The 13,118-nt window shown below is 35.6% G+C and carries 10 protein-coding genes and 1 pseudogene; 4 read left to right on the top strand and 7 right to left on the bottom strand.

Going from position 1 to position 13,118, the window contains the following annotated elements; translation table 11 throughout:
- Positions 1–79 precede the first annotated feature (79 nt).
- Both ADJ83_RS06295 and ADJ83_RS06290 read left to right on the top strand, forming a co-directional pair.
- Positions 80–1,084, top strand: coding sequence for a transposase (locus ADJ83_RS06295; RefSeq protein WP_109769519.1), 1,005 nt, complete (start codon positions 80–82; stop codon positions 1,082–1,084).
- A 25-nt stretch (positions 1,085–1,109) separates the two neighbouring features.
- The gene (locus ADJ83_RS06290) at positions 1,110–1,664 is read left to right on the top strand and encodes a hypothetical protein (RefSeq protein WP_152910798.1); all 555 of its coding nucleotides are present in this window, start codon (positions 1,110–1,112) and stop codon (positions 1,662–1,664) included.
- A 99-nt stretch (positions 1,665–1,763) separates the two neighbouring features.
- Here ADJ83_RS06290 and speD read toward each other — a convergent pair whose 3' ends face one another.
- The 6 genes from speD to ADJ83_RS06260 form a co-directional block, all read right to left on the bottom strand.
- Positions 1,764–2,582, bottom strand: coding sequence for an adenosylmethionine decarboxylase (gene speD / locus ADJ83_RS06285; RefSeq protein ID WP_031539923.1), 819 nt, complete (start codon positions 2,580–2,582; stop codon positions 1,764–1,766).
- A 132-nt stretch (positions 2,583–2,714) separates the two neighbouring features.
- On the bottom strand, positions 2,715–3,644 hold the full coding sequence (gene glsA / locus ADJ83_RS06280) for a glutaminase A (protein WP_031539925.1): 930 nt from the start codon (positions 3,642–3,644) through the stop codon (positions 2,715–2,717).
- A gap of 120 nt (positions 3,645–3,764) precedes the next feature.
- Positions 3,765–5,969, bottom strand: coding sequence for a sensor domain-containing protein (locus tag ADJ83_RS06275; RefSeq protein WP_035416735.1), 2,205 nt, complete (start codon positions 5,967–5,969; stop codon positions 3,765–3,767).
- 303 nt (positions 5,970–6,272) lie between these two features.
- Positions 6,273–8,069: a carbon starvation protein CstA gene (gene cstA / locus ADJ83_RS06270; RefSeq protein WP_031539928.1), complete on the bottom strand. Its 1,797-nt coding sequence runs from the start codon at positions 8,067–8,069 to the stop codon at positions 6,273–6,275.
- 157 nt (positions 8,070–8,226) lie between these two features.
- The gene (locus tag ADJ83_RS06265; protein ID WP_031539929.1) at positions 8,227–8,973 is read right to left on the bottom strand and encodes a LytR/AlgR family response regulator transcription factor; all 747 of its coding nucleotides are present in this window, start codon (positions 8,971–8,973) and stop codon (positions 8,227–8,229) included.
- Positions 8,966–10,726 (bottom strand): sensor histidine kinase, encoded by a 1,761-nt coding sequence (locus ADJ83_RS06260; RefSeq protein WP_031539931.1) that lies wholly within the window; start codon positions 10,724–10,726, stop codon positions 8,966–8,968. Before ADJ83_RS06260 ends, ADJ83_RS06265 begins: the two co-directional genes overlap by 8 nt.
- A 159-nt stretch (positions 10,727–10,885) precedes the next feature.
- On the opposite strand from ADJ83_RS06260, the gene ADJ83_RS06255 reads away from it, so the two are divergent.
- Together ADJ83_RS06255 and ADJ83_RS06250 are read left to right on the top strand one after the other, a co-directional pair.
- Positions 10,886–11,512, top strand: coding sequence for a viroplasmin family protein (locus tag ADJ83_RS06255; RefSeq protein WP_031539932.1), 627 nt, complete (start codon positions 10,886–10,888; stop codon positions 11,510–11,512).
- Between the two features lie 283 nt (positions 11,513–11,795).
- A complete protein-coding gene (locus ADJ83_RS06250) occupies positions 11,796–12,740 on the top strand; it encodes a nucleoside hydrolase (protein WP_031539934.1) in 945 nt (314 codons plus the stop codon).
- Positions 12,741–12,795: 55 nt separating this feature from the next.
- Here the strand turns inward: ADJ83_RS06250 and ADJ83_RS26820 are convergent.
- Positions 12,796–12,987: pseudogene (locus ADJ83_RS26820) on the bottom strand (diguanylate cyclase domain-containing protein); the annotation flags it as partial.
- Positions 12,988–13,118 lie beyond the last annotated feature (131 nt).

Here is a 13,118-nt window from a genome sequence, read left to right as displayed (position 1 = left end):
TTCTTACACGGAATAAATAACACCAACGGATAAAATAGGTTATAATAGACTTATTAATTATTTAAGTTGGTGTTTATTTATGCGTACTAAAAACAGGTTGAATCCAAGCGAGTCTATCTATTACAGTCCTGAAATTTCAAATTGTCCTGACTGTGGAGAGAAATTAACCTATTGCCATCCTGTATGGAGGAAAACCATCTCTACCCTAAAAGGGGAATTTAAAGTTATTAATCTTGGCTATCGCTGTGAAAATAATGGCTGTGAGAACAATACTGTTTATCGTTCTGCGGAGGCTGAGCAACTTAGTATGAAGCACATCACCTATGGCATGGATGTCATTGCCCACATTGGGCACTTGCGTTTCAAAGAACATAAAACCCGTTCAGAAATTGCCACCATCCTAGCTGAGAAGCAAGTGAAAATCTCAGAAAGGCAAGTTCAGAAACTGTACGAACGATATGCGTTACTTCTTCGTTCAGCGATTACAGAAAATATGAAAGAAACCTTAGAGGAAGTCGTGGAACAGAACAATGGATTAATCTTATCCATTGATGGCGTTCAACCTGAAAAAGGAAATGAAACGTTGTATGTTATTCGCGAGGTCTTAAGTGGCACCATCTTGGCAGCACATAATTTAAAGAGTAGCGCCTCTCAAGAGTTAATCGGAATTATTCAACCAATTCTTGATTGGGGTTACCCTATCCAAGGTTTCATCAGTGATGGTCAGCAGTCAATCCGTTTAGCAATCGAAAAGATAGCACCGGACATCCCATATCAATACTGTCAGTTCCATTACTTCAAAGATATCGCAAAACCGTTGGTAGAAAAGGACAGAAAGCTAAAGACAAACATCAAAAAGAAGCTAAGGGGAATTCGGGAAATCGAAAGAAAAATTGAAGAATCATCATCAGTAAGCATGGAAGAAGAAATTGCGAGTGACTATGTAGCGGCGATTCGTTCAGTGCTTTTGGAAGATGGAAAACCACCGTTTGAATTACCAGGTACACGTGTCTTTGAGCGAACAAAATCAATCAAGGACTCGATTGAAAAATGCCTGGATAAAAAAGGGGACTCCTTTACTTGAAAAGCTGTTCAGAATAGTCAGAAATGTGGATAACTACAAAAAGGATTATCAGCTCGTAAAACGGTGGGATCTGCGTTTTAAAAGGATTGCCACAATCATGGATCCTTCCGAAAACAAAACAAGTTCTTGGGTTGAATCCCGGTTAAAACAATATCTGACCCAAATAGAAAAGGAACTAAACCGTGAAGATGATTTTGCCTTTGTGGACAATCTGATGAGATATAGTAAAGGCTTTTGGAAAGGTCTCTTTACATTTTACGATTACCCTCTCCTGCCAAGGACAAATAATGATTTAGAGCTTTTCTTTAGAAGAACAAAAGTAAGGCATCGTAGGATTACAGGCAGTCGAACTTGGAATCGATACATTGTTCGTCACGGTGAAAACATCGTATTCGTTGAAAATGTTAAAAATGAACAAGATGGGCTGCAGAAGATTCGGAATGCTACTTATTCTGGCTATAAAAAAGAAGTTAGTAAGTGGGACAGTCGAATACATGAACACACAAAACAGAGAAGATTTAAGCAGGACCCAAATGCATATTTAAACAATATTGAAAGCAAGTGGAATCGGCACAACTAAATCATTGTGTTAGTTGTGCCGTGTAAGTTTTTTTTCGCCGCTAATGACGATAAAAAAACTGGCTAATCTCTTGATTAAAGAGTTTTAGCCAGTCTACATTCACTTAATATTTTTCCCATAAAATATTTCATTCATTTCTTGCGTTAGCTTTTCTGTAATAAAAATGCGATCTTCTAGTTTAAGTTCCTCTTCTTTATAGCCAAATAAATAATTATTTAAATCAAATTGTTTTAGCTTACATTTTGTATGAAAGATATTCTCTTGATATATATTGACATCAATCATATCAAATTGTGCTTTAACATCATCAGGTATATAGTTTTGGATGGAATTTATGTCATGGTCGATAAATAATTTATGGCCATGAATATCGCGGGTAAACCCTCTAACACGGTAATCCATAATCATAATATCTGTATCGAAAGAGTAGATTAAATAATTTAATGCCTTTAAGGGAGAGATTTCTCCACAAGTAGAGACATCGATATCGGCGCGAAAGGTACTGATTCCTTCATCTGGATGATATTCAGGATATGTATGAACCGTAATATGACTTTTGTCGAGATGCATCACAACAGAGCCTGGAAATCCTCCTGGTAGTGGTCCTGGCGATTCTTCAAATACTTCCTTTGGTGCTTCAGATACTGGTCCTTCTGAGACGAGTAATGTAACGCTTGCCCCTTGTGGTTCATAATCTTGCTTGGCTACATTCAACACATGGGCTCCAATGATATCTGAAACATTTTTTAATATCTTCGTTAAACGATCTGCATTATATTGTTCGTCAATATATTGTAAATAGGCTTCACGTTCACTCCTAGTCCGTGTATAGCATATATCATACATATTAAAGCTTAAAGACTTTGTTAAATTATTAAATCCATGTAGCTCTATGCGCTGCTGAGGTGTTAAACTCATGTTTATCCCCCTTTTTCTAACATGTAAGTATAATTATGTTACCCGAACAGATGGTAGATTAACCAAAAAATCGCTAATCTCTTGTATTCCTTTCTATCGGAAATAACAAAAGATTAGCGATTTAATTTTCCTTTAAAACATACTTAATTCATATTTGCTTGCAAGTATTTCTAATAGTTTTAATCCGGCAACACTATTTCCTTTGTCATCGAGGGCAGGTCCGGAAATGCCAATTCCAAAGCGATTTGGTACCGCACCTAATATCCCGCCGGCTACCCCACTTTTTGCAGGAATTCCAACCCGTACGGCAAATTCTCCAGAAGCATTATACATTCCGCATGTTACCATGAAAGTTTTGCAAATGCGTGCAACATGTGCAGGCATTAATTGCTTATTTGTAATTGGTTCCTTGCCATTTAAAGCAAAGACAATCCCAATTCTTGCTAAATCTAAGCAATTCACTTCTATAGAGCATTGTTTTGTATATAAGTCCAATAATTCTTCTACATCTTCATTAATAATGCCATGTTGTTTCATAAAAAAACATAGTGCTCTATTTAAATGAGATGTTTCAAATTCTGATTTTGCAACCTCAGCTGAATAGCTAATTTCCTCATTTCCAGATAGCCTTTTTACAAAATCAATTATTTTTCGAAACCGCTCTTCAACCGAATTCCCCTTAATCATATGAGTAACTGCCAGTGCACCAGCATTTATCATTGGGTTTAATGGTTTAGATGGATTGCTCATTTCTAGTTTAACGATGGAATTAAACGGATCACCCGTAGGCTCATATCCTACTTTGCTAAAAACGTATTCTTCCCCTGATTCCATTAAAGCTAGAGCTAATGTAATTACTTTAGAGATACTTTGTAACGTGATTTTTTCTTGAATACATCCAGCAGAATAACAAGTACCATCAGGATGATAGATTGCCACAGATAAATCATCTGGATTTGCTTTACTTAGAGCGGGGATATAATCGGCTACTTTCCCTTCTCTTGTATACTGCTTTGCTTCCAAAAGAATGCTTTCTAATTCTTCATTTGATTGACAAGGCAATTTGATCACCAACTTTGCAAAAGATTTTTTAAGCTTCTTTGATCAACTTAAATAAGTTTATCTTAATTTAAGTATAACGTTAGAAGCGCAAGAAGAAAAATAGTGCTTATTTCATAACTACTAAAGATATAATTTCTCCAGTTCATCTGAAGTCAATGGTTTACTATAGTAATAACCTTGGACAATTTCGCATTCATGCTTCTGAAGAAAGTCCACTTGTTCTTTTGTTTCAACACCCTCTGCGATGACGATAAAATTCATATTATGCCCCATATCAATAATTACTTTTGCTAACGATCCCTTATGCTTTGGATGACTGATATCATCGATAAAGCTTTTATCGATTTTAATTGTATCAATCGGTAGTGATCTCAAATAACTTAATGACGAATAGCCTTTTCCAAAATCATCAATGGATATTTGAAAGCCAAGTCGTTTTATACTATTTAGTTCAATTGTTGCTTTTTCTATATTCTGCATGATACTTTCTGTTATTTCTAACTCTATTTTCGCTGTGTTTATTTGAAGTCTTTTCACCTCTTTTTGAAGAAAAGGAAAGAAGTCGCTGTATTGAAATTGGCGTGCAGAAATATTGATTGCGAGCTTTATATCTTTTTTGCCCGCTAGATCCCATTTTTTCTTTTGCATAAATGCATGTGTCAATACCCATTCCCCTATAGATAGCATTAAATTCGTTTCTTCTGCAATGGGAATAAATTCATCGGGAGATAAATAGCCATATGCAGGGTGTTTCCAGCGTAAAAGTGCTTCCACTCCATATATGTTTCCTGTAGTATTATTTATTTGTGGCTGATAATATAGTTCTAATTCATTATTAGCAATTGCCTTTTGAAGAGCCATCTCCAATTCCATTTTTCTTGCCCCTTTTTCTGCATTAGAGGAAGAGTAAAATTGATAATTGTTTTTTCCATAATCTTTGGCAACATACATAGCTGCATCCGCATTTTTTATTAATGATTCTTGGTCTTTGCCATCCTCAGGAAACATGCTGATGCCAATGCTAGGTGTTACGAAGAATTCATCTTGCTTCACAATAAATGGAACAGAAAATTGACTAATGATTTTTTTTGCTACTTCCGATGTCTCCCATTTTGTTTTATTCTCTAATAAGATTAAAAATTCATCTCCACCTAAACGTGCTACAAAATCATTCTCTTTTATAGCAGATTTTAACCTATGGGCTACTTTTTTTAATATAATATCACCAGTACCATGCCCTTTTGTGTCATTAATCCGTTTAAATTGATCCAAATCTAGAAATAATACAGACATTGTTTGAACTTCATCACAGTTTAATAAGCGGTCGTTTAAAAAGCTTATACAACTATTTCGATTTGGTAATTCTGTTAATACATCGGTGAATGCCAATTGTTTTATTTTTAATTCTGTTTGCTTTCGTGACGTAATATCTCTTCCTAGTATTAATACAGCATCCTGTCCTCCGAACAGGATGCGCATACAATGGATTTCTAGTAATAGCTTTTCCCCATTTCCTTTCATGAAATCAATTTCCATTTCGATCACTTGTCTCTTTTGTTCTATTCCTTTATTAAATTCTTGAACGATATAGTGAAAAGTCTCTTCTGGAAAAAGATCATTAACAGAAAGACCGACTAATGGGCTGTGGTCACTTTCAAATATTTTTATACCGGCTTTATTTATATAATGTAATTTATAGTCCATAACTACCGCGATGATATCTGGAGACATATCGACTAGCTTCGTAAATTTATCTTCATTTTCTTTATTATCGGTTATATCTATCAATACACTAGTAAATTCCTTCATTTCTCCAGTAGCTTTTTCAAAAACGGCAATCCCTCTATCTTTAATCCAACGAATTTTTCCATTTGGTTTAATGATCCGGTAATTGCTAACAACGACATCCTGTTTCGTAAGAAGCTCTGCTCGCTCCTCTAAAACTTTTTTATCATCGGGATGAATGACTTCTTTCCATAGATTATGGTTTTTGTAAAAATCCTCAACGGAATATCCGTAAATGGTTTCAATTCCAGCAGTAATCATTAATGTATTGGTTTTTAAATCATGAAACCAAATGGCAATATCTAATGTTTCGAAAATCGATTGCAATTTTTTATTGGTTTGTGCATATTCTCCTAGAACATAGGTGATTTTTTTTATTAATTGATAAAAAACATAAAGTAACCCAGCAGTAATGATAAGTTGTAACAGAATAAAAATGACTCTATTGATACTTGTAACAAAGACATTAAGTATCACAGAGAATAAAACAAAAACGCCAATTGCGATAATCCATTTTAATTCACTGTGTTTATAATCCATATAAGAACTCCTTACTCTTGTCATAGATGCTAATCATGTGATATGTACCGAAATAAGTATTTTGGCAAAACATTATATTGATACCCGATATTCAGTGATTAAAACCTCATTAATACCTTTGTCCTTGCATGTACAATTAGAATACACTTATTATAATTTGTTTATAAGTTGAAAAATTCTTTTCCGAAGGATTTTTTTTTGATGGTAGTGAATGTGGAATTTAATTGTAATAATAACGAAGAAAGGTTATAAAGTAAGAACATATACATACATCCTACTTTATAACCCATTGCATAATGAAATTTAATGAAGGTTCGGAGTTTCTACTTGTACACGCGGAGTATTCCAAGTGTCAAACCATTTCTTTGTTGCTGTTATAATGATAATAATGCCTAAGATTAGCATAATAATGGAAAGCACTGCATTTAACACATTATAGCCAACTGCCTCTGGGTTTAAATAAACATTTTTCACCATCCAATATCCTGCGTAATTTACTGTTACAAATAAATAAGCCATCGGGATAAGGCAAGTGAGCATATATCTTCTTTTATCAGCCATTTTTAAAATCACGGTTGCGCCAATAATAAGTCCGATTGTTGCCATTAGCTGATTGGATACCCCAAATAGTGCCCAGACAGAGCTGATATCACCTGAGAATAATAGATATCCCCACATCACACATGCTAGCGCACTGGCAAAAATGGAGCCAGGCAACCAATCGACCCTCTTTAGTGGTTTGTAAAACTCGCCTAAAAAGTCTTGAATCAAATAACGTGCCGTTCTTGTACCAGCGTCGATTGCAGTCAAAATAAATACTGCTTCAAACATGATTACAAACTGAAAGAAATAAGAAGCAAGATGAGAAAACCAAGAGATTTCCGTGAATATATAGGACATTCCAACAGCCAATGTAACAGCTCCACCAGTTCGGCCTTCTAAATCAATCCCGATTTCACGACTTAACTCTGGTAAATTTGATACACTCATTCCTAGTGTCTGAAATACCTCTGGAGTTGAATTTATCGCGAAGTAATCTCCAGGATGTAAAGCGGTTGCAGCAATCAGTGCCATAATTCCAACTAAACACTCAACAAGCATGGCTCCAAAACCTACGACTTTAATATCGCTCCATTTATCGAGCATTTTTGGGGTAGTTCCAGATCCGACAAATGCATGGAAGCCAGAAATAGCGCCACAGGCAATGGTAATCGAAATAAACGGCCATACTGGTCCTGCAATTACTGGTCCCCCTCCGTGTACGAATTCCGTAAACGCTGGAAATTCAATGGCGGGATTAATAATAAAAACACCAATGATAAGGGCAATAAACACACCTATTTTCATAAAGCTACTTAAATAGTCTCTAGGTGCCAAGAGTAGCCACACAGGAAGTGCCGCTGCAAAAAATGCATAGATTGGAAGAATGATCGCAAGTGTTTTTGTATCAAGGGTTAGCCAATCTCCAACTACTGTTTCTTGAATCATTGGGCCAACAAACACACCAATCATTAATAGAATAAATCCAATTGTTGTACATAATTTCAGATTTCCTGTCTTTTTATAAAATATTCCTACGCCCATTGCAATAGGAATAGTAATCCCCACAGAGAATGTGCCCCATGGATTTCTTTCCAGAGCGTGTAATACTACCATGGATAGACCAGCCATAGTGATGGTAATAATAAACAGCATAGCAAGCCCTGTGCAAAAACCAGCAACAGGTCCGAGTTCTTCCTTTGCTACCTCGGATAAAGATTTTCCTTTTTTTCTCATACTAGCAAATAGCACAACTGCATCATGGACAGCACCACCGATTACAGCGCCTATCAATAACCATATTAGCCCAGGTAAATAGCCGAATTGTGCAGCAAGAATAGGTCCTACGAGCGGTCCTGCTGCAGCAATAGCTGCGAAATGATGACCAAATGTGACCCACTTATTTGTAGGTACGTAGTCTTTTCCATCATTTAATTCATGAGCGGGAGTTTTTTCTTTATCGTTTAGCTTTAATACCTTTACAGTCATAAAGGTACCATATAAACGATAAGCAATCATCAAGATACACGCAGATGCTATTACAATTGTAACCGCATTCATATTTATCTACCTCCTTTAATGCTATTATTATAAAAAATGAAAAAGGAAGATAAGTCATTTTCATGACAGAATGCGGGGATTTATATATGAGATGCAAAAAATAACAGATAAAATACAATGATTTTATCTGTTAGGTTCGACTAAAAAATCATCTTTGTTAAAAACCGAATAACTGCTTAATCTCTTTCGTATAATTTCTACTCAATGGCACCTTTTCCCCATTATTCATACATAATAAATAAGTAGAGTTAAACCATGGTTCTATTTCACAAATTCGTTCTTTATTTATTAAATAAGACCGATGGACTCTCATAATTGGACTGTTTATTAGCTTTTGTTCTAATTGACTTAAGGTAAATGTAACGATCATTTCCTCTTCATCGGTAACAAGTAATGTTTTTCCATTTTGTGCACTAATATAAACAATACAATCTACATCGATGATTTTAATTTTTTCGTTTGTTGAAATCGCGAGCTTATTTTTATGTATCGGAGAGTTAGTAAGTTTATTTCCTTGCCCTTCATTCCTCTTTCTTTCTCTTTTATTTACTAGTTTTATAATCGTTTGATTAATTCGCTCTTCTTCAAATGGTTTTAGAAGATAATCAAGTGCATTGACATTAAACGCCTGCAAAGCATATTCGTCATAAGCGGTAGCAAAAACAATTTCAGGGGCATTTCCATTTTCCTTAAGGTTTAAACGTTCGGCTAAGTTCATCCCGTTCTCTTCCCCAAGCTCAATATCTAAAAATATTACATCGATTTCAAGATTGTCAATATACTCTAAGGCAGTTTCAAGGCAATCGCATTCCCCTACTATCTCCATCTTATTACTTCTTTTTAACAGATAGCTTAGTTCATCTCTAGCCAATGGTTCATCTTCTATAATTAATGCTTTAATCATCTGCTCCCCTCCAGATTGCTGGCTCGTTAAATGGTATTTTGATCATTACCTTTGTTCCTCTATTCCACTCACTTTCAATGTTGAACATCCCTTTTTCTCCATAAATTTTTTTCATTCTCTCTTGTATATTCCAAAGCGCGGTTCCTGTGCCAGTGCTAGATGTTATTGTTTTTTGCCCAATCATATAAAGCGTATCCTCACACATCCCTTTACCATCATCTTCTGCAATCAGCACCATTCTATCCTTTTCTTTATGAGCAGATATCGTAATATTTCCAACATTTCCTTTTGAAAAAGCGTGGCGTATCGAATTTTCAACTAAAGGCTGAAGGGTAAAAGGGGGAATTAGTACCTTCTTTAATTCAGGATCAACTGACTCTTTCAAGATGAACTTATCTGGAAACCGTGCTTCTTCTAATGCTAAAAAAGCATGCACATGTTCTAATTCCTGTGTTAAGGGAATTAACATATTTTTGGAACCTTGTATATTACTGCGAAAATAAATACTCAATTTTCGAATCATTTCCCGAGCTTTCTCTCCATCTGTGCGAATTAGTGCTGATATAGTATTCATGCTGTTAAAAAGAAAATGGGGATGAACCTGTGATTGCAATGCTTTAATCTCCGCATCTTTTAGTAGCCTTTGCTGAAGCTCTGCCTCTGCTAATTCCAGCTGTAAAGAAAATAATTTACTTAAGCCTTCCGCCATTGTGTATTCTACTAATTGAATGTTTTTGGGATTAGCAAAATAAAGCTTCAATGAACCAACTATTTTATTATTCGCTTTTAAGGGTAATAAAATAGCAGCATAGAGAGGGCAATCTTGATTGTTGCATTGAATTTCGTCTTTATTTTTGGCTACTAATATATTACCTTCTCTTAACACTTTTTCTGTAAGTTTTGTAGAGGTTTTATCAAGGGGAATGTGATGATCCCTTCCTAGACCCTCATGTGCTAATACAATCGATCTATTTGTAATGGATACTGCATCTGCGTTTGTTGCTTTAAGCATAATTTTAGCAACCTGTTTACTTGATTCAGGATTTAGGCCTTGCCTAAAGTACGCTAGTGTAGATTGTGCAATATTTAAAGCGATATTGGTTTGGGCTGCTTTCGTTTTTTCCTCTTCTAAAAGAATATTTTGTATGATATAAATGAAAATTAACATCCCAAATCCATTGATGACAATCATCGGAAAAGCAATGATTTTGACTAGTTCGAGTGCAAGAGCTAATGGTGATGCGAATAAAAGGATGAATGCCATTTGAATTATTTCCATCGCTATGCCGATAATAACAGCCTTGCTGGCTGAGTCTTGCTGGATAGAATACTTCCTGCCGAGGAAACCGGTAACTATCCCTGCCATGATCGTTGATAATCCACAGGCTAGCGCGGTAAATCCGCCTAGTGTTAAGCGGTGAAGACCGGCTATTAATCCCACTCCAAGACCTACTAAAGGACCTCCAATCATGCCACCAATCGCAACACCCATAATGCGCGTATTTGCAATCGCGCTTGATACATCTAGTTCATGCTGCCATGTATGTGTACTTATGCTTCCTTTTAAAATTTCTACCCCGGTATAGTTGCTAATAATCCCGAACAAGCCAAAGAAAAGAATTAAATAGAGCTTATCCTGCCATTGTGATTCCTTATGGATAATCGAACGGAAAATCTTGATTCTTGATAATAAGAAGGCAAAGATAACTAAAATACCGACTCTTTCAATCATTAGTGGAAGTAACTGTAACAATGAATGCCCCACCCTCCTATTTTACTCCCCATCATTATAGTAAATTACAAGAATTATAGAAAGCCTTTTCAAAAGTTTGTGGCTAAATGCCTATTTTGTGCTTCGATTTCATTATATGATATGATTACTTAATAGGACGTGAAAGGTTGGTTATAATGAATGGCAGGGAAAAAATATTATGTTGTATGGAATGGAAGAAAACCTGGGATTTATCGTACGTGGGCTGAATGCGAAAAACAGACAAAAGGATTTAAAGGAGCAGCTTTTAAATCTTACCAATCACTTGAGGAAGCAGAAAAAGCCTTTAATCAAGGAGGGAGTTTTGGTCAAAAAGCGGCGAAAGGCTCTTCCTCTAAAAAACAGGCTAACACTTCCTTAGAAGCAATTGATGAAAATAGCATATCTGTAGATGCAGCTTGTAGCGGTAATCCTGGGTTGATGGAATATCGTGGAGTCCATACGAAAACAGGAGAAGTTCTCTTCCACTATGGGCCAGTATTTGGAACAAATAATATTGGTGAGTTTTTAGGAATCGTACATGCGCTAAGTCTTTTGCAAAAACAAGAAAAAAATACGACCATCTACAGCGACAGTATGACCGCTCTTTCTTGGGTTCGAAATAAAAAAGCAAACACTACCTTAGTGCGAGACAAGCGAACAGAAGAATTATGGCAATTAATCGAACGTGCAGAAAAGTGGTTGAAGGAAAACAACTATTCCAATAAGATTTTAAAATGGGATACGAATAAATATGGAGAGATTAAGGCTGATTTTGGACGAAAATAACTTCACGATTATGTAAATAACAAATCTATTAATCGATAATAGAAACTATACGCATCTAGGTATATAAAGAAAAAGAACTTGGAGATTATGCTAAGCTCTTTTTCTTTTTGTGGGTAAAATTTTTCCAATTAATTTAATTGTCTATATAAATAAGTTAAGCTAAGTTAATTTAGAAGAGACTAGAAACAAATATTTAGTATTTTTTTACTAATTATTCGCATGAATCTGATAGTATAATAGAATAAGCTTTATAAATGATTGTAATACATAGGAGTGAATGTCTTTGTCAAAGAAAGTTTATTTTAACCATGATGCAGGAATTGATGATTTAGTTTCCCTTTTCCTTCTACTACAAATGGATGAAGTGGAATTAATTGGTGTCTCCGTCATTCCGGCAGATGGCTATTTAGAGCCTGGTATTAGTGCAAGTAGAAAGATTATTGATCGATTTGGTAATGGAGCAATTGAAGTTGCTAGATCCAATTCTCGTGGAGTGAATCCTTTTCCAAAAGAATGGAGAATGCATACTTTTTATGTAGATGCACTGCCGATTTTAAATGAAAGTGGCGTAGTAACTGCACCTGAAAGCGCTCTTCCTGCACATGAACATTTAATTAAAGCTGTCAGAGAAAATCCGGATAAAACGACGCTTTTATTTACTGGCCCGTTAACAGATTTGGCAAGAGCATTAGAAATTGCCCCAGATATTCAAGAAAAAATTGAAAAATTAGTTTGGATGGGGGGAACATTCTTAGAGGTCGGCAATGTGCAAGAGCCGGAGCATGATGGAACTGCGGAATGGAATGCTTTCTGGGATCCGTGGGCAGTATCAACAGTATGGGCTAGCGATTTAACGATTGAAATGGTGGCATTAGAAAGTACAAATCAAGTGCCACTAACTCTTTCCGTACGAAATAATTGGGCATCATTAAGAAGATTTTCAGGCGTCGATTTCATTGGGCAATGTTATGCTGCTTGTCCCCCTCTTGTGCATGTGGAGACAAACTCTACCTATTATTTATGGGATGTTTTAACCACTGCAACGATTGGAAAAAAAGAATTGGTTAAAATGAAAGAAGTGAAATCCATTGCTTTAACAGAAGCTCCTTCCCAAGGTAGAACCTTACTAAGTGAAGAAGGTCGTCCTGTTTCTGTTGTATATGATGCAAATCGGGATGCGTTTTTCGAATACATTACAGGTTTAGCAAAGCTTGCGAAAAACGATTAATGAAAAAGGACCAATTTCCCTTCCATTATGTTAATAGGAGGGAAATTGGTCTTTTCTATATAACCATATCTACCTCAATGGCTGTATAGGTGTTTCTTCCTTTTTCTTTTGATTCATATAGTCCTTCATCCGCTTTTAAAACTAATAAGGAAGGAGAAAGTTCTTCTTTGGGAATGATTGTTGCAATTCCAATACTTGCAGTAAGGTATGGACCAACTTTCGAGAAGTTATGCTCTATTTGCTTTGCAGCGAGTTTGCTCTTTCATTCATTTGCTACTTTGACTGCTTGAGAAGAGTCTTTATTTATAATTAGTTGAGTACTTTAACTCCTTGTTGTTGCTTTAAAATAAAGTTTAATCAAAAATACCTCCCAAGCCA

The organism is Bacillus sp. 522_BSPC (genome assembly GCF_001076885.1).
Lineage (GTDB): Bacteria > Bacillota > Bacilli > Bacillales > Cytobacillaceae > Niallia > Niallia hominis.
This window is presented reverse-complemented; position numbering and strand designations above follow the sequence as displayed.